General features: G+C 45.1%; 19 protein-coding genes. 11 read left to right on the forward strand and 8 right to left on the reverse strand.

Annotation, left to right across the window (positions count from 1 at the left end; all coding sequences use genetic code 11):
- Window positions 1–50: 50 nt before the first annotated feature.
- A complete protein-coding gene (locus tag L2744_RS17590) occupies window positions 51–785 on the reverse strand; it encodes an ABC transporter ATP-binding protein (RefSeq protein ID WP_219254690.1) in 735 nt (244 codons plus the stop codon).
- Between the two features lie 3 nt (window positions 786–788).
- The gene (locus L2744_RS17595; protein WP_248993124.1) at window positions 789–2,441 is read right to left on the reverse strand and encodes an alpha/beta hydrolase; all 1,653 of its coding nucleotides are present in this window, start codon (window positions 2,439–2,441) and stop codon (window positions 789–791) included.
- A 93-nt stretch (window positions 2,442–2,534) separates the two neighbouring features.
- On the opposite strand from L2744_RS17595, the gene L2744_RS17600 reads away from it, so the two are divergent.
- The 6 genes from L2744_RS17600 (at window position 2,535) to L2744_RS17625 (ending at window position 10,210) form a co-directional block, all read left to right on the forward strand.
- Window positions 2,535–2,906: a GntR family transcriptional regulator gene (locus L2744_RS17600; protein ID WP_248993125.1), complete on the forward strand. Its 372-nt coding sequence runs from the start codon at window positions 2,535–2,537 to the stop codon at window positions 2,904–2,906.
- Window positions 2,907–2,948: 42 nt separating this feature from the next.
- A complete protein-coding gene (locus tag L2744_RS17605; protein WP_248993126.1) occupies window positions 2,949–3,812 on the forward strand; it encodes an ABC transporter ATP-binding protein in 864 nt (287 codons plus the stop codon).
- Window positions 3,809–5,122 (forward strand): ABC transporter permease, encoded by a 1,314-nt coding sequence (locus L2744_RS17610; protein WP_312018328.1) that lies wholly within the window; start codon window positions 3,809–3,811, stop codon window positions 5,120–5,122. The genes L2744_RS17605 and L2744_RS17610 overlap by 4 nt, the downstream gene beginning before the upstream one ends.
- 128 nt (window positions 5,123–5,250) lie before the next feature.
- Window positions 5,251–7,047 (forward strand): AMP-dependent synthetase/ligase, encoded by a 1,797-nt coding sequence (locus tag L2744_RS17615; RefSeq protein ID WP_248993128.1) that lies wholly within the window; start codon window positions 5,251–5,253, stop codon window positions 7,045–7,047.
- Window positions 7,048–7,190: 143 nt separating this feature from the next.
- Window positions 7,191–9,644 (forward strand): toxin-antitoxin system YwqK family antitoxin, encoded by a 2,454-nt coding sequence (locus L2744_RS17620; protein WP_248993129.1) that lies wholly within the window; start codon window positions 7,191–7,193, stop codon window positions 9,642–9,644.
- A 149-nt stretch (window positions 9,645–9,793) separates the two neighbouring features.
- Window positions 9,794–10,210, forward strand: coding sequence for an acyl-CoA thioesterase (locus L2744_RS17625; protein ID WP_248993130.1), 417 nt, complete (start codon window positions 9,794–9,796; stop codon window positions 10,208–10,210).
- Window positions 10,211–10,835: 625 nt separating this feature from the next.
- On the opposite strand, the gene L2744_RS17630 is transcribed toward L2744_RS17625, so the two are convergent.
- The 3 genes from L2744_RS17630 to L2744_RS17640 form a co-directional block, all read right to left on the reverse strand.
- Window positions 10,836–11,606: a hypothetical protein gene (locus L2744_RS17630; protein ID WP_248993131.1), complete on the reverse strand. Its 771-nt coding sequence runs from the start codon at window positions 11,604–11,606 to the stop codon at window positions 10,836–10,838.
- 103 nt (window positions 11,607–11,709) lie between these two features.
- Window positions 11,710–11,976 carry a GNAT family N-acetyltransferase gene (locus tag L2744_RS17635; RefSeq protein ID WP_248993132.1) on the reverse strand — a complete coding sequence of 89 codons (267 nt, stop codon included), beginning with the start codon at window positions 11,974–11,976 and terminating at the stop codon, window positions 11,710–11,712.
- A 69-nt stretch (window positions 11,977–12,045) separates the two neighbouring features.
- Window positions 12,046–12,474, reverse strand: coding sequence for an acyl-CoA thioesterase (locus L2744_RS17640; protein WP_248993133.1), 429 nt, complete (start codon window positions 12,472–12,474; stop codon window positions 12,046–12,048).
- Window positions 12,475–12,619: 145 nt separating this feature from the next.
- On the opposite strand from L2744_RS17640, the gene L2744_RS17645 reads away from it, so the two are divergent.
- The 4 genes from L2744_RS17645 to L2744_RS17660 all read left to right on the forward strand — a co-directional run bounded on the left by L2744_RS17645 (window position 12,620) and on the right by L2744_RS17660 (window position 15,269).
- Window positions 12,620–13,015 carry a GFA family protein gene (locus tag L2744_RS17645; RefSeq protein WP_248993134.1) on the forward strand — a complete coding sequence of 132 codons (396 nt, stop codon included), beginning with the start codon at window positions 12,620–12,622 and terminating at the stop codon, window positions 13,013–13,015.
- Between the two features lie 3 nt (window positions 13,016–13,018).
- Entirely contained in the window at window positions 13,019–13,375 is a 357-nt protein-coding gene (locus L2744_RS17650) for a MerR family transcriptional regulator (protein WP_248993135.1), read from the forward strand.
- Window positions 13,376–13,590: 215 nt separating this feature from the next.
- The gene (locus L2744_RS17655) at window positions 13,591–13,977 is read left to right on the forward strand and encodes a carboxymuconolactone decarboxylase family protein (RefSeq protein ID WP_248993136.1); all 387 of its coding nucleotides are present in this window, start codon (window positions 13,591–13,593) and stop codon (window positions 13,975–13,977) included.
- A 185-nt stretch (window positions 13,978–14,162) separates the two neighbouring features.
- Window positions 14,163–15,269: a hypothetical protein gene (locus L2744_RS17660; protein ID WP_248993137.1), complete on the forward strand. Its 1,107-nt coding sequence runs from the start codon at window positions 14,163–14,165 to the stop codon at window positions 15,267–15,269.
- A 69-nt stretch (window positions 15,270–15,338) separates the two neighbouring features.
- On the opposite strand, the gene mtnC is transcribed toward L2744_RS17660, so the two are convergent.
- Window positions 15,339–16,019, reverse strand: a complete 681-nt coding sequence (mtnC, locus tag L2744_RS17665; RefSeq protein WP_248993138.1) for an acireductone synthase — start codon at window positions 16,017–16,019, stop codon at window positions 15,339–15,341.
- Between the two features lie 381 nt (window positions 16,020–16,400).
- Here mtnC and L2744_RS17670 point away from each other — a divergent pair, with 381 nt between their 5' ends.
- Window positions 16,401–16,835: a hypothetical protein gene (locus L2744_RS17670; protein WP_248993139.1), complete on the forward strand. Its 435-nt coding sequence runs from the start codon at window positions 16,401–16,403 to the stop codon at window positions 16,833–16,835.
- Window positions 16,836–16,881: 46 nt separating this feature from the next.
- Here L2744_RS17670 and L2744_RS17675 read toward each other — a convergent pair whose 3' ends face one another.
- Entirely contained in the window at window positions 16,882–17,496 is a 615-nt protein-coding gene (locus L2744_RS17675) for an FMN-binding negative transcriptional regulator (protein WP_248993140.1), read from the reverse strand.
- Window positions 17,497–17,852: 356 nt separating this feature from the next.
- Window positions 17,853–18,205: endonuclease (locus L2744_RS17680; protein ID WP_248993141.1), on the reverse strand; the 353-nt coding region annotated here is incomplete at its 5' end.

Here is an 18,205-nt window from a genome sequence, read left to right on the forward strand (position 1 = left end):
CTGAGCTTGTACAGTATTGATGCTGCCTGCATTGTTGTTCGTTTGAGTCATCATGCCGCTATCCCTTCATCCGTGCCGATAAGTTGAATAAAGGCTTCTTCGAGCGAGTCTTTGCCCGTTTGAATGCAAAGCTCAGTTGGGCTGCCAATGGCGACGACTCTGCCTTGGGCCATGACGATCACTTGGTCACACAGCGCGGCGACTTCTTGCATCACATGGCTAGAGAACAGCACGCAATGTCCTTGATTTTTAAGGTCGATAAGAATGTCACGTAACAGGCGAGTGCTCATCACATCCAGCCCACGGGTCGGCTCGTCGAGGATAATATTGCTCGGGCTGTGGACGATTGCCTGTGCGAGGGCGGTTTTCATTCTTTGTCCTTGGGAGAAGCCTTTGCAGCGGCGATCGCTAATGTCTTCGAGGCGCAATTTCGCAATCACTTGGCTGGTGGCCTCCTTGGCATCCTTGGATGATAAGCCGCTTAGCTCGGCAAAATAGCGAATGTATTCCCGTGGCGTTAAGCGTTCGTACAGACCAAAAGGATCGGGGAATAAGCCGAGTTGCTGTTTAGCGCCAATAGGGTCGATGGCGACATCTATGCCTTCGATTTCAGCCTTGCCGTTATCGGGTTTCAGCAGGCCAAAGATAGTACGTAAACAGGTCGTTTTACCTGCCCCGTTCGGGCCGAGTAGTCCTGTGATTTGGCCGTTTTGTGCGACGAAACTTAAGTCATTGAGCGCCTGCACGTCACCGATGCGCTTGGAAAGATGGGATACTTTAATCATGGCTTATTCCTTAGCTCCAGTGCTGGTGTGGTCATCTGTTGTCGTGGTTTTTGTGCTGGTCGCATTAAGCGGCTCTACCGAGCTGGCATTTAAATAAAAGCTGCGGCGCACATCTTTGTTTAAACATTCGCCGTCGAGATCGTTGACTGAGCCCGAGCGGACGAGATCGGCGATCAGGTTATTGGCGCAGGATTGATAGGCCACACCGTGGGTCGCATAAGGAGCGACAAAGTGTTTGGCATTGGTGAGTTTTTCTATGGCTAACTCGCCCCAGCTTGGTGGGGTGGCGGGGTCGATTTCGCCGGATAACAACAAGGTCGGAATGTTGCTGTTAATGGGCTCGCTAAAGCTGTCATCGACCGCAGGGACTTTCCATACTGAACAAGTCGCCTCTAAGCCTTCGAGCATGGTTCTGCCCATAAAGGAGTGCTGAGCCTGCTCGCGCATGGTTGGGGTAATGCGGTGCATATCTTCGCCACACACAACGGATGCGTGCATGCCCATCGCCATGCCAGCATTGTCGATAGTGAGGGCATAGAGGCCGAGTATAGGTTGGAAGTTGTTTTTCGCGGCTTGATGAATCGCATGGGGTAGGAGGGCGCGCACATTGGCTTGATACAGCGCCATGCGGATCGAGCCAGAGAATTTACCGCGCGTCATGGTCAACATGGTTTTTTCGCCCGTGACGGGATCGTAAACGTTTTCCATCACAGGGCCTGTGGCGAGCTTAGCGTCGACTCGCTCAAAGTCCGCCTTTAACTGGGGAAATTGACTGTTACAGGCGGCAGTTGCTTGGCAATCCTTAAACAGTAAGTCGAAGCCACGATCAATTGCCGAGCCAATTTCTAATACGCTTTGCTGCATGGGCACTATGCCGTCTAAGGTCACTGTGGCTAAGTGCTCTGGATATAAACGCATGTAAAGTTGCGCCATGCGAGTGCCGTAGGAGATGCCGTAAATATGCAGTTTTTTATAGCCTAAGTGCGCTCGCACGGCTTCGAAGTCTTTAATCGCATTGAGGCTGCCATATTGAGTCACGTCGGCATCGATTTTGGTTAAGCATTTTTGCGTTTCGGCTAAGGTATCGACATTATTGTCATCGAAGGACAGCGGAGATTGCGCCCCTTCATCGCAGGCCAGCAGATTCGAACGGCCTGTGCCCCTTTGATCGATCAGTAAAATATCCTGCTGTTGGCGAACTTTGCTCAGCATGGCATCGAAACCTGCCGCGTTCTCTATGGCCGATTGTCCTGGGCCGCCGGCAATCGCCAGCAAGGCTTCTTGATGGTTGGCATTTTTCACCGCAGGCAAAACGACGTAATGTACTTGGATCTGTTTACCATCGGGTTTGTTAGGATTTTCTGGCACAGTCACAAAACCGCAGTTTAGGCGATCGGAAACGCCTTCTACATAACAAGTGTCGGTCTTATTTGCTATATCAGCCGCCGCTTGTGTCTCTTGGCTTTTCACATCACTCGCCCACGTCGCCGTACTTGCCATTGCCAGTATGAGTGCGCTCATTCTCAAAGTACGAGTGCTTAAAATACGCGTGCGCCATGTGGCACATGTGGCATTAGTTGCATCATGCCGTGGCAGAGTTAATCCAAGGCGTTGAGCGGCGTTGCTTAACTTCCTGTGTGTCATGCTATCTATCATGCGCGCTTTCCTTTTTGCATTTCAGGACGAATGTGTTAATTTAACTATCAGTGTATCGGTGTATCAATGTATTAATACAGTGTGTAAAGGCTAATGTTAGAACTTTTAAATGTCAACCCCAGTAGTGGCGAACCCATCTATAAACAATTACACGAGCAAATTGTGCGCTTAATTGTGGGTGGTCAACTGCAAGTGGAAGACGTATTACCCTCTGTACGCCAAATTGCCGAGCATTTAGCGGTAAATCCCATGACAGTTTCCCGCGCGATTCAACAGCTTGTCGATCAAGGTTGGCTCGAACGTCGCCGCGGTCAAGCGACAAAAGTCGCGTTGCGAACTGAGATTATGGCATCGGGTATTAGCCTGCTCGAACCCCAGATTGATGCCCTGTTGTCGCAGGCAAAGCAGTTAGGTGTCAGCTTGCCTGAGTTGCTGCAACGGCTAAATGAACGCTGGCAAAATTAGAAAGTAACGTATCGATAAATAGAATAAAAAGGATGGAATTCGATGGACCAAAAGCGCACGCCAATACTTGAATTTAACCAAGTGAATAAAGTCTTTCGCGGTAAAAGTGCGGGCGAAAAGTGGGCGCTTAAGGATTTATCATTAACCTTGTCGGCGGGTATGGTGGTTGGGTTATTAGGGCAAAATGGGGCGGGTAAATCGACCCTAATGCGCTGCGCCTTGGGTGTGCTCACACCGGATTCTGGCAGTATTGTTACCTTAGGCGAAACGCCTGAAAACTTAACCTCAAGGGCAAAAGAGCATTTAGGTTATGTACCGCAGCAACCCTTTGGTTATGAAGGCTTTACCATTGAACGCGCCCTCGATTTACACCGCAGTTTTTATCCCAATTGGGATATGCAATTAGAACAAGATTGGCTAGTTCGTTTCGAACTAGATGTGACCCAACAGGTGCAACGTTTATCTGTGGGTCAAAGGCAATCATTAGCCTTGATCATGGCTATGGCCTATCGCCCTGAGTTGTTAATCCTCGATGAACCCGTTGCCAGCCTCGACCCCATAGTACGGCGCAAGTTTATGGTCGATTTGTTTGATCTTGCCCTCGAATCTGGCTCTGCCGTGCTGTTTTCATCCCATATCACTTCAGATCTAGAGCGTGTAGCTAGCCATGTCGCACTGATAAAACAGGGTGAGTTAGTGCTGTTTAAGGAAATCGATGCCCTGCGTGAAGAAGTGCGTTTGTTAACACTCGCGCCCGAAACCGTTTTGCCTGAGTTAATCACAGTGCTGAGCCGACACGGGGATTCTGTGCTGGTGGATTTAGGTGGGTATCACACTGAAATATCAGGCGTGTTAAAGAATGAGGCCCTAAATCTGGAGCAGCTATTTATGGAGCTACACAGATGAGTGTGGTGCACCATAAGCCGATGCAAACCGTGAAGGCTAAAAGAACGAGTCAGCGAATGAACCCTTTCAAGGGTATGCTGCGCTTTTGGTGCTTTGATATCGGCAGTGTGAGCTTTTTAGGTACGGGCTTACTGGGGGTGATCTTAGGTTGTATCGCCGCGGTTTATGGTAAAAATGACAGTGCTGAACTGTTGTTTTCCATGGGAATAGTCTCAAGTTCGGCGGCGATCGCATGGCAACTCATACGTCTGATGGCGAATGAATGCGCGCAGTTAATTCCCCATTATCGTCGCTATATCTACATTCAAAGTGTCGCTGTTTTAGCCAGCGTTTTTGGCATAGGTGTATTGTTCTGTTTGGTTTTAGGTTTGACGGCGAGCCTACCTACCTTGGTGCTGGCTTTGGTGATGAGTTTAACCTTTATTTGGCTTTGTTTACTCAGCACTCAGTGGTTTTACGCTTCGTTTTTGTTGTTTGTCTTAATGCCATTTATGTCCTTGATTGCGAGTCATATTCCCCTTTGGTTAAGTACTATTGCCCTATTGGTTTTAGGTGTTCTGATTGCGCGCGCATGCCGTGTTTTACCTTGGCGTGCTGAGGCGAGGACGGTATATCTCAATGGTCTCGAAATGGGTTGGTTCTGGCTGCCGAATCTGCAATCCATGCGCATCTTGAGTCGCTTTGAGCGTTATTTGCATCCGACCAATTTTTTTATTGGCCCTATGCTCACCATTCTATTGTTATTACTGCCTATATTAGCCTTAGCGCTTGGGCTGTTGTCGTATCAATTCCATTGGAATGCCCCTGTATTATTGCTTTTGGCGCAGTTCAGCGTGATTAGTTGTTCGCTGGTGCATTGGAGCCGAGTGCAACGCTCGCGCTCGACAGAAACCCTATTGCTGATGCCGGGATTTAACGGCCGAAAGGGACTTATAGCGGCATTTTGTCTTGGGCAGCAAAGACTACTGAATGTGGTCGTCGGCATTATGTTGATGTGTACTCTGTTGCTGGGTTGGCTCAATGCTGATCTGAATTGGCCGTTGCTGGCCCATCTAGTGTTGAGTACTTACTGGGCCTGCGCCTTGATACTCGGTTTTGGCTGCATGTGTCGCCGCGTTTTGCATATCACGCTGACTATGTTGATCGTGGCGGGGCATTCCCTGTGGGTGTCTATCAGCCTTGCATCTTTACGGGGTGGCGGCAGCCTAGTCGACTGGTTGTTGTGGGATCTACTCTTAGTACTGCTTGGGCAAATTGTGTTGTTTTGGGGTAAGAAAAAACTCTGGCAAGGCGATGTCATTAGCAGATAAAAGGATATTTTCAGCGTGATTTGGGCGACATTTGCACAACATTAGAGCAAAAACTCTTAGTTTTTATTTGGCCTTCAGGTAGAATGCTGCAAAAGCGGTACACTTGTAAGCTAAAAGGTGAGTCTCTTATGTCTCTCGAACAATATCATGTAATTCAACTTTTACAGCAGCAGAGCAAGTCCCTAAAGGATGCTATAGCGCTGGAAGGTTTTGAAATGGCTGCACCTTGGCATCAGGTGAGCTGGCAAGCATTTGATCATACTAGCAGTAAAATTGCACAGGTGTTGATCCAACTGGGCGTACAAGTGCAAGACCGTTGTGTCATCCTATCGCAAAACTGCCCGCAGTGGACTTGTGCTGATATAGGTACACTTAAGAGTCGCGCGATTGTGGTGCCGATTTATCCTACCAGTACCATAGAACAGGCAAGTTTTATCGTTAACGACGCCGCTGCCAAAGTGATTTTTGTCGACGATGTTAAACAATATGCCATGGCCTGCGAGTTGCAGACAATTTGCCCAAGCCTTGAGCATGTGATTGTTTTCGATTCGAGCGTGGTACTTGCTGCCGATACCGCCAATCAACACTGGCATTTAGATGCCTTACTGGCTGGCACCTATGAGCAAGAAGCCGAGCTAAACCAGCGTTTACAGGCGGCTAATCTTGATGATTTACTGACCTTAATTTATACCTCTGGCACCACGGGCGATCCTAAAGGTGTGATGCTGGATTACCGTAATATGGCGTCTACCATACGCCAACACGATCAAAAACTGGCCTTCAGTTCTGGCGATGTGTCTTTAGCATTTTTACCATTGAGCCATGTATTTGAGCGCAGTTGGAGCTTCTACGTGCTGTGTCGTGGTGGTCATAATGTCTACCTGCAAAATACCCAAAGAGTAAAAGAGGCGATTAGTGCTGTGCGTCCACATACCCTATGTGTAGTGCCGCGTTTCCTCGAAAAAGTGTACAGTGCAGTGCAGGATAAAGTGGCTAAATCTCCCCAAAGCCGCAAAAAAATGTTTGCTTGGGCAATGCGTGTGGGGGAACGTCAGTTCGAAGCGGGCCAAGGTCGGGCTAAGGGTGGCTTATGGTTATCTTTGCAGTGGCAACTCGCGAATAAGCTGGTTTACAGCAAGCTACAGGCTGTACTTGGTGGACGTTTGAAATTTATGCCCTGTGGTGGTGCTGCATTAGATCTCAATGTTGGTTCTTTCTTCCATGCTATTGGTATTCCTGTGCTTTGCGGTTATGGCATGACAGAAACCAACGCCACAGTGACCTGTAATACCTTAGATAATCGTGTTCCAGGTTCTAATGGTCAGCCGCTGCTGGAAACTGAAATTAAACTCGGTAAGGATGATGAGATCCTTGTTCGCGGTGCCACTGTGATGCGCGGTTATTACAATCGCCCCGAAGATACCGCAGCGGCGTTTGAGGATGGTTGGCTAAAAACTGGTGATGCGGGACGCTTCGATGCTAACGGTAATTTATTTATTACTGACCGTATCAAAGAACTGATGAAAACCTCCAACGGCAAATATATCGCGCCGCAAAGGGTGGAAGGAACTGTTGGGCGTTGCCCCTTTATCGAACAAGTGGCCATTATTGCCGATGCACGCAACTATGTAACCGCCTTGATCGTGCCCGCATTTGAGTCCTTGGAGGCTTGGGCGAAGGAGAAGGGGCTGAAGTACGAATCATCCTTAGAATTGCTACGTCATAGTCATGTGGTTGAACATTTCGAGCAACGCTTAAAGCAGTTACAGCATGAGTTAGCGGGTTTCGAGCAGATTAAAAAGTTCACTTTATTGCCGGAAGCATTTTCGATGGAAGCGGGTTTAATTACCCCAACGCTCAAGCTGCGCCGCAAGATGATTTACCATAAATACGCCCACGAAATTAATGCTATGTATAGTAATTGATTGTTAAAACAATGATCTGATAAGGCCGCCATCGCGGCCTTTTTTGTTTCTGCTACTTCCTGAAGTGTTTTTCTTAGCATAAAATTCGCTCCGTTTACTGGTGCGCATGAGGCGCGAGGCGTCAGTGTAAAAGGTGTAGTTAAATGGAACTTTCGATTCGTAGTTTATTCGCTGCAGCGGGTGCGGTGTTGTTATCTTCTTTGACTGTCATTCCTGCAGCTGACGCTGCGGATTACGACAAAATAGTCCATGGCCCTGTAGATTTACCTAACGGGCAATGGCTCAATTTCTACCAAAAAGATCATAAAGTGTGGGGCGAAATGCTCTATGGCGATGCGCCCGGCGTGCGTATTGATGATTATGGTTCTGCTGAAGTGGTTGCGGTTTTTTACCTCGATTTTGATAAAGGTGGCACCAAAGAAGTGGTTGTCATGCTCAGGGATGCCGATGGTCAGCATTTACGGGGCTATGGTTTTGAAGGGGATGAGCTCACAAAACTCCCTCGCCTACAGATTGTGCTTGATGAAGTGGCACCAACCTTAACCTCGTTTACCGTGGGTAGCGTTCGTAAAGTGTTAAGCCAAATTCCTCCGCAACAATACCGTATGACCTATGATGTTGAGGCGGTTGAAGATCCCGCCATTAAAGCGATTGTCGATGGTTCTACTAAGCTCAAGCCGACCTTAGTGGGCTATCGTAATTCCGAAGGCAAGCCCGTCGATGTGAAGACCGCAGTCGAATATAAATTACGTTATCCACTCACCCGCAAAGATAAAGATGCCCAAGGTAATGATCGTCAATATAGCCTTGTGACCACCTTTGACCGCAGTGGATATAGTGAAGAAGACGCTAGCTTTGTATTAGTGAGCGTGGCCTTCGAGGCCGATGATTTTGATTGGCTTAAAAGTGGTGGTGCCGTGATCCCTAAAACAGGCCCATTCTACGATTTTATGAGCATGGGTATGGGGAGCACCTGGGCTGGGCTTGCCAGTGAAAGTCATTATGCCCAAGGTGTACTCGATGGCCCGTATGCAGCCTACGATGGCCGTAATGGTAGCGTGGTTTACTCTGGTAACTACAAGCAGGGCAAAAAAGTCGGTAAGTGGATGGAGACTGAAAACCAAGCCATTTATTGGGAAGGCGAATATCTTGACGGTAAAAAGCAAGGTAAATGGATTGCACAGTCGATGTTCGATGAGGCCGATAGCTTCGGTTTTGCCCACTACAATCAGGATGTGCTCGATGGCCCCTACGAAGTCTATGAGCCAGATTATGGCTCCGGTACAGAAAGCGATAAACGATTAGTGGAAAAAGGCATTTATCGCAATGGGATCAAAGATGGAGAATGGCTTGAGGCTGATGGCAGCAAAGGCCAATATCAAAAGGGGGCCAAACAAGGTCCTTGGGTCGATAAAGTGACGCGCGGACATTTCCGTGATCAAGTAGGCGAAGGCGCCTATCTTGCAGGAAAACGCACTGGCCCTTGGGTATTTAAAGCCGAAGATGGGACTCGTACCGAAGTAAGCTATGTCAATGGCTTGCGTCAAGGAGAGTCTAAATCATTCAATAAAGATAATGTGATGTATCTTGCCAGCCAATATGATCAGGGCCGTCTCAATGGTCAGAGTATTTGGTATTCAAGTCCGAACGTAGTGAGTTATATCGCAAACTATCGCCAAGGTGAGCTAGATGGCCAGCAAATGCGTTTTGACCCCAAGGGTGAGCTCACTGAGTTAAGTAGTTTTAAATTTAATGAAACAGTGAAACTTAAGCCTTCACACGATGAATGTATTATGCGTGAAAATCCCTATACAGCTGATTGTGAAGGGGTAATAAATCAAAAAAATACCGAGACCTCATCGATAAAACACGGTGAACAGCGCGAGTATTATAGTAGTGGCTCCTTGTATAAATTGGCTTATTACACCAATGGCGATGTAGATAAAGAATATCAGTTTGATTCCAATGGCCGTTTATTAAATATAAAAACGTACAAAGCGGGTAAGGAATACGGCCCAAGTATCAGTTATTCCACTGATGGTGGTTACTCACTCTCCCGATATGGCCACCAAGTGAATAACCGTGTCTCTGGCCCCCATTACAGCTTCTATCCTAATGGGCAATTAAGAAGCCTGTGGAACTACTGCCAGCAAGAAGGCGAAATGTGGAACGGTGAACCTTACTACTGGGATAACGCCATTGCGCGCTGCGGTATACAGCGCGAGTACTTTGATAATGGTGCCGTGAGTTGTATTGAAGATCTCGATAGCAATTATGCCGTGGATAAGGTGTGTTACGACATGAATGGCAAGATAGCGAATGAAATGCTGCGTATCGATGAACAGCATGTGATCCACAAGCGCTACATTAACGGTGTCATCTATTCCGAAGAGCCGGGTTTTGCCGATTACTCACATATCACTAAGGGCCGTACAATTTATCACTTACAGAACCCAAAAACTCATGGGATCTATAAGTCTTATAAAAATGGCAAGTTAGAATACGAGAAAATGTATGATATGGGTAAGGCTGGATGCCTTAAAAAGTACGATGCTAACGGCAAGCAAACCCCAGAAACGGCAAGTTGTCAGTTTTAGAATTCTAGGTTCTAGGTTCTAGGTTCTAGGTTTTTGGGCTAGTGGCTAGAACCCGTTTCGCTTAGGATAATGGATGAGTTTGGTGGTTTGGTTTAATTGCGATAATCACCCCGCTCTTCCATTCATAAAATAATAAAAAGGAAGTTTGCATGTCAGCCACAGAATACAGTCTCGAAATCCAGCCAAGATTTACAGAAACCGATGGCCTAGGGCATATCAACAACACTGTTATCCCCGTATGGTGCGAGGCGGCGCGCACGCCAATCTTTGAGATTTTCAATCCAGAACTGGATTTACACCAATGGAATTTAATTGTTGCAGGTTTCACTGTGACATTTATTGCGCCAACCTATTACGGCAAAAGTGTAACGGTAAAAACCTTTGTGAGTCGCATTGGCAATAGTAGCTTTGAACTGACTCAAACCTGTTGGCAGGTTGATAATAAAACCGCCGAAGTGAAAACCACACTCGTACATTACGATTACAGCAGCGAAAAAAGCCATCCTATTCCCGAAGATATCCGCGAAATGCTTGCTAATCTGAGTGGCCCAAGTGGATCAAATTAAGCGCCATATTATTGCCCAAAGCCAGCAGTGATTGTGCCTTGAAAACTGGGCAATATATTAATACTCGGAGTTTGCTCAAAAAATGAACCGTATTATTGCTGCAATTATTTTTATCATCTTCAGCGCATCCAGCCAAGCAAAGGATCTGACTACCGACGACATTTTCAATCATTCAATATGCGTAGCATTTATAGTTCATACGGCCAACGCTTAAAGTATTATTGGCAAAGCTATCCAAAAGACTACTTCCTCGTTATTAGAGAAAAAATGCATCACAAATCACTCTTGAACATGAGCATGATGTTTTGGTGAACACTATTATTGGCGAAAATAAAATTAACATTTCTAATCAAATTACAAATGGTACTTACCAATCTTCAACCCAGCATGAGGTTTTTTTACACGAATGCAGCTGATTGGCGGTCAAATGAAACCTTTATCAAGGTCCCAGTTAATTGTGTTAGTTATAAAAACGATTAAGCGGCTAACAATTCACCCTACTTCAACCTATCCACCGTTCCCAAACGCTATTACCCTGTTTATTGGTTTTAGTTAAGGCTAATATTACTCCAAATAGATGAGCGCAACTGTAATCGTGCTCATCTATTTATGATTATATTTCAGATTATATACCGCTAGTTATGGCTATATTCCTAAATGCCATTATTCTTGTACCATCAGAATAATCTAATTTGAAATTTAACTTTTTGATCATGACAGGATTTGATTCGGTAGGATATTTGAAAAATAGCTTTAGAGATGTAGCTGATTTTTTAGTCAAAGGAATACTTCTTGATGACCTAATAAATTCATTTGCGATATGTACTCGTTCTAACTCAGCTTTAGTGTTCTCTTGATCATAAATTCTAGTGCTATTAATTCCACCAATTTCTAGATCTTCATCTGAAACATTTCGAACAAATAGACTACATATGACCTGAGAGCCAGATTTTGAGCAGTAATCTAGCTCAATTTCTAATCCAGCTTCGACTTGTACCATGCTATAGCTAATACGTTCTTCTTTCTCTAGGAAGTAACTGCTTAAAGAAGACGACGGAGCATAAAATTCTCTTAGACTTAAAGATAAGGATCCAAGCATTAAAAAAACGAATGTATAATACCCATATTTTCTCCATGTTTTTCGTTCTTTTACTTTGGAAACAAGTCTGTTGACGATAAAAAGAATAGAAAATGCTGACATGAGAGCTAAAAATGCAAAAATAGCTTGATAGAGTAATAATCCATCAACATTTAGTTGAAATAACTGCCGTAAGAAGTCAGATCCTCTAAATGTAGGAACTAAAACAGCCAGTAAGGTAAGTACAAAACTAAGCAGTGTGTTTGAGTCTGACATGTATTCTCTGAAATTATTTTTTTCAGTATTTTCCTTTAACACCTTACTCTCCATTTTTATAAATATCCTATAGCTTTGCTTACGAGTAATGACTATTTTAATATTAATGAAGTATCCATTAAAAGATGTTTCTACATCAGTTTTGCTAGTTTTTCAAAAACTTCTGCACATACCAGCAGCTGGCTTGGATAGTAAAGTCTTGGCTTTTGGCCCATTTAAGCCCGTGGCGAACTAAGCGCTCGGCAAGGCCTTTACCGCGCAGTTCGTTGGGGACAAAGGTGCGGCTAAAATCGATATCCTGGCCTGATAATCGGTATTCCAACACGGCTTCATAGTCATCGACAGGAATAATAAAACGCTGTTTATCCATTTGATGCTCAATGGCGATCTCGATATTTTCGTTATCTGACATACATGCTTCCCTCAAGGTATGGGCTAAAGTGTGATGGCAATTTATCTATGGACTCGGACAGCTTAGAACTTAGGTGACTTCATGCAGTTTAAGAATCGCCAGCAGTTCTGCTGGTAACTCGGCCTTTTTGCCTGTTTTAAAGTTAAACATCACAGCGACTGAAGTACCTAACGTCGTCACTGCCTGCTGCTGTTTACTAAAAGCCTGATAATGCATGGTAAATCTATCGCTATGAATATCGCTAATGCTAACACTGACCAATAAGGTATCGGGGAAAGTCACTGGGCGTTTATAGCGAGCCTGATTTTCGCTGATCACTGGACCAATGCCTGATTTATAAAGGCTATCTAGTGGGAAGAGGCGATTAAAAAAGTCGATACGTGCAGTTTCAAAATAGCGGAAATACACCACATTATTCACGTGTTGCAGGGCATCCATTTCGCCCCAAGCGACGGGGATTTCGGTGACTATAGGATGCTGTGCGAGAAACTTTTCCATTATATTTTCCATTGCATTACCCATTGTAAAAACACTAGTTGAAACGCTCGTTTAAGAGGGCCAGACTAGCAGTATAAGGAGCGAGCGACAAGCCTAAAACTGTGGACATTCGAGCTATAACATTAAGCGAAACAAGGAGTCTGGTGTGATTAAACAAGTCGGAAATACCCTTATTCAGCCAAAACATAAAGCCTCCTGCCATTGTGGTGCAGTGGTATTGGAGCTTTCATTGCCCAATGGCATCGAAAATCCACGGCGCTGCGATTGTTCTATCTGCCGCCGTAAAGGTGCAATTGTTGGCTCTGTGCCGCTAGCGGGGATTAAGATCCTCAAAGGTGAGGATGTGTTGAAGCTCTATGAATTCAATACCAAAACCGCTAAGCATTACTTCTGCTCCAACTGCGGTATTTACACCCATCACCAACGGCGTTCTAATCCCCATGAATATGGCTATAACATAGGTTGCCTAGAAGGAGTAAACCCATTTGAATTGGAAAATGTGCCCACTAATGATGGTGTTAACCATCCTGCGGATCGTTAGATTATGAACATAGGTCAGTTTGCTGTGCTTACAGGAGTGTCGGCACATACGCTCAGATATTACGAGAAAATTGGCCTGCTGCGGTCTGTGGTGCGAAATGGTAGCGGGCACCGTGACTATGCGGCTAAGGAGGCTGAATGGATCGGGTTTATCAATCGCTTAAAAGAAACGGGCATGCCATTAAAGCAGATTTTGATTTATGCCGAGCTGCGTGCGAAAGGAGATGCCACGGCAGGTCAAAGACAGCTATTGCTTGAGCAACATGCAACACAACTGGCCGAGCGGATTCGTCACGAGCAGGAGCATCTGGCTGCCCTCGAGCAAAAAATCCATTATTACCAAACTCATTTCAGTGGCTAAGTTCAGTCGCTAACGTCAGCGGTGAAGTGCTAATACACTTATGTTATTCACTTTTCCCTTTAACTCTTTCTTGCGCCGCTAACCAGAGGACTAAAACAGAGGGCAAGTTATACTGATACGCATTGCCTATGTCATTCATCAATAAAAACCATTGACTTAGAGTTAACTCTAAGGCGTAAGCTGCCTGCTGTGGTCAAACCCAACAGGAGTCAAAGATGAATAATCAAAGATATGTGCAGGGCTTAGCTAAGCTGAGCGAAATTGACGGTGAGGCTGGTGAGAAAGTGATCCACAGTCTTGCTGATATTTGCCCTGACTTAGGAAAGTACATTATCGAATATCCTTTTGGGGATATTTATCAGCGTGAAGGGCTCGATCTCAAGACGCGGGAGCTAGTCACAGTCGCCGCGCTCACGGCGCTAGGGCATTGCCAGCCACAGTTGAACGTACATATTAATGGTGCGTTGAATGTCGGTTGTACGAGGCAGGAAATCGTCGAGGTGATATTGCAAATGTCTGTTTATGCTGGTTTCCCTGCTGCACTCAATGGCATGTTTGTCGCCAAAGCTGTATTTGCTGAGCGGGATTCGACTCAGGCTTAAACTGGCTGTCAGGTGCTGTAGGCTATCCATTTAGCGGCAAAGGAGGCCGTTTAACAAGTTTTGCTGGCGAACAGTTAAAGTTAGTCGCTACACTGGCTTGAGTGACATGAGTATTGTCATGGGATCTGCCCATTGTAGTGGCAAGTGTTGTGCGCCTTAATCTTTCAGCGGAATATAAAATAATAATGAATTTAGGCCATTACATCGAATTTGTTCGCCACTATTTGCGGCAAATCATCTTACCTTCAGTTAGGGATATGCGTTTAGGTTTGGGAAAGTTATGGCGTCATTTACCCCAAGGGCTGGCTAGATTATCTTTTGCGCAAAAGTTGTATCTTATTGCTTTGATACTGGCTTTCAGTAGCGAGGCTATGGGAGTGGTCTCAGTGATTGCTGTTATAGCAATATCGATTGAGTTCTGGCCTGTGTTTGAGCGAGTTTGGCACAGTCTGGCGGGTAAGGCTGTGTTATTGCTGTTTTATGCCATTATTGCCAACTTCGCCTTAGGTTGGTCTGGCGCGATAGTGAATGAAGTGGTGGGGGTATCGGCAAGCGACCTAGATTACACCCATAACTTGGCGATTTTACTCTATATGCCCGCTTGGTTTTTGATGGTGAGCGCTATTGTGCTGCTGGCGTTGCAGTTAATTATCCCCATCTATTTAGTGTTGATTTTTTTGCTTAAACCTTTGGGCGTCGAATCGTTACGGCTGACCTCCCATACCTCATTTCGTAAAACGACTTTTTTGATCCGTATCGTGTTAGCGTCTGTGGTGCTGTATCACTTGAGCCTGTTAATTGATTTAGAAACCCGTATTCAAACCTCGTTTGGTGATTTTGTTACGTCAACCCAACAGGCTTCTGAGGATGCTCCCACCGAGCCAAAGGCGGGACGGATACCGGATGCGACCGATGTGCTGACAGTGCCGATTGCAGAGCTGACTCAAGCTGCCCTTGATACCCAAGACGATAAACTGACCAACGAACAGATGGAAAGTAACGCCGAAGACGTTAAAGAAGAAGAGGAACGTAAGAAAGCCTATGCGTCGGTGCGAACTCAATATCAGCATTTAGTGCGGCAATGGTTAGCTACGTTCGCTTTTACACTTGAAGCCAATAGTCGCTCGCGTTGTGAAAAGCCAGCTGAGTCGAATGTGATCGAATTAAATGATTACGAAATTTTGCAGATCACACCCGATAAAAACGCTGACTATGGCTATCGTTTTGAAGTGAAAAGGTGTATCTCTGCGGCGTTTCCGCTGGCAGCGAAGGATACAGGATCAGGCGAATAAAAAGCGACCATAAAGTCGCTTTCATCTTGTGTGTTAAATCAGCTTAGGCTGAGTTATTCAACAATCGCGTTATTCAATCTGTAGCTCATCGAAGCTGCTGATTTTGCGGAAATCGCCAGTGCGCTGTTTGCTGTCACGAACCATTTGGCAGGTCATCATGCCCGCGGCTTCGGCAGCCTTTAATTCTTCAATCACATCAGAGACAAACAGCACTTGTTTTGGGCTTAAGCTGATGGTGTTAAGGATGTTGCAGTAAGCTTGCTTATCTAATTTGTTGCCAGTACGGGTATCAAAATGACCGTTAAACATCTCGGTTAAATCACCGCCATCGCTGTGACTAAATAATAATTTTTGAGCATCGACAGAGCCGGATGAAAAGCTGTAAATTCGCAGGTTTTGGGCGCTAAAACGCTTCACCGCTTCAATAAAGTCCGGAAAGATATGTCCCTTAAACTCACCATGGCCGTAACCTTGTTTCCAGATCAGTCCTTGCAGGGTTTTAAGCGGAGTGGCTTTACGGTCTTCGCTGACCCAGTGCTGCAAAATTGCCGTTACGCGGGCTAAGTCTGCATCGGGTTCTAGGGCAATATCTCGGGTATCACAGATACAGTTTTCAACTAATACATTGTGTTGGTTCTGCGCTAAAAAGTCTGGTAAGGCTTTGACAGAATAGGGGAATAGTACATCTTGGATAAAGTTTAGGTCTGTCGTGGTGCCCGCTGTGTCTACGACTATGGCTCTGATACCCATAATGTTTTGATACTCCACAATATGTTGGCTTGAAAATGCAACCCCGATCCTAAGCGTTATTGACTAAATTGGCTAGTCTATTTCACCTAAATGGGTGGACAGATTGTGCGCGGTATCACTAAGTGGTGTATCTCGAATTTGATAAATCTAGGAATTTTAATTGCTTACTGGTTTACTTCGCTGAAAACACTAGCTTAATGCAGGGTTTGATCTTGTTTTTTCAAGCAAAGTTTGTTGCCAGCATAAGACTATGGTCTTAATAGCTAAGGGAAATTTAGGCTGTTATTGTAGCTAAAGCCACTTTTCTACCCGATATCTTCTATGTTGTGATTTTTAGGGGATGTGAGAAGTGTATTTCCCCAGTGAATAGAGAGATGTTAAATGAAATATTTACCCGCACTTGGCTTTGGGATCTTATTAGCTGTATTGAGTTTTGTCAGCTTTAACTTAGTTGCGAGTGCAGGCTATATGCTCGACATCCTTAAAGCTGCACCTAATATTACCGATAACAATTTGGAATACCTTTGGCTTGCCGCACACGATGCTAGTCTATTGATTTTACTATCAGGTTTAGTGCTTTATAGTTATCACCGACTTTTTCCTCGGCTTCCTTACGATTGGTTTACCGCCGTATTTATCCAAATGCCACTCGGCTTGGCCGTTTTAGCTTTAGATGGCGTTTCCTTAAACTTACTTTCCTTTAAAGGTGTTGCGTTAACACTGACCACCTTTGCCGCCTCCTTTGGGGTACTGATTATTTTTTGGTTGCTTCAGCGTAGCGCTAAGCGTAATCAGGCCGCTTTTATCCAATCATAATCAATATGGCTTTTGCCTAAGTGGTTACCGTTTATTAGCGGCGAGATCAGCGACCTTTACCGATATCACGTTGCGCCATATAGTGGGCTAATTGTGATGCATCGGTATTGGCGCTCGCACTTAAGCCGTTGAATACACCCTGTTGATCATCCATCGATTTATGTTGGCCCAGCTTTTCCTTCGCTTGAATCTCATCAATCACAATCTTAAAGCCGACTATGCCTTGTCGCAGTTTTTGCTGGTAGTCATCCGGCATAATTTGCTTATCTTGCAATAAGTTGGGCTCGTATTGCGCTACTAATCTGTCCAAAATGACTTGGGTTTCGGCATCACTCAATAGGCTTGCGACGCCATAACAATGTACCGCCGCATAATTCCATGTGGGAACTGCAGGTTTAGCGTTATACCAAGTCGGGGAGATATAAGAGTGTGCACCGCTAAAAACCACTAATACCCGTTGGTTTTTTATCTCCTGCCAATGTGGGTTAGCCCGTGAAACATGACCATACAGTACGCCTTTCTCTCCCACAGTTGCATCGAGTACAAAGGGAATGTGGGTCGCATTAAGTGAGCTTGAAACCATCAAACCAAAGCTGTTTTGCGTGATAAAACCTGTGATGGCCTGCTGATCTGTCATCGCCATGTTCTTAGGGGTATACATCGTCTTCCTTGGGTTTCAACATGAGTGAAGACGTTATATTACAAGGAAAAAGTTGGGAGTCGATAGGATATTTAGAATGTTAGTTTGTGGCCTGACAGCTGTGGATGTTTTGCGATCAAATTTAGTTTGATGCTTATTAAAATATTTTATACCCAAAGATTAGGATCTAGCATCCCAGCGACTGGGTGAATTGTCATCTAGGATTTGAAAGTTTATGGATGATAGCTATGGTTAGTGAGTTGTTATGATATGAGTAATCTGTTTAATCTTTACAAATTAATAACTTAATGTGTTTTTGTCGTAAGTAATAAGCCCGACTCATGGTCGGGCTTATACGTGAGGACGAGATCTAAAGATTAGTTACATGAGGCACTATAAATATCTGTTGCCCATTGTGGGTTATCAATAAACGGGTTGCGGTTGTGTTGTAGCTCATAAACGCGATTATTGCGGCGACGTTCCCAGTAACTCACAGGATCTTGGATATGCCAGCCTAACAAGGTACAGAGATCGCCGAGTAGCGGTTCACCTTCACCCGTCATACCTTTGGCTATGCTCAAGTCTGGAGTTCCACTGTTATCCCCACCTTGATAACGTACATATATGGACACCTCGAATAGATCAACCACTTTTTGAGTAACAGAAAGTAATACTGCGTACGTATATCCGACCTGTTTGTGAGAATCTTTGTTCTCTGGCCTTAATGAGA

This window comes from Shewanella profunda, assembly GCF_023283765.1.
Classification (GTDB): domain Bacteria; phylum Pseudomonadota; class Gammaproteobacteria; order Enterobacterales; family Shewanellaceae; genus Shewanella; species Shewanella profunda.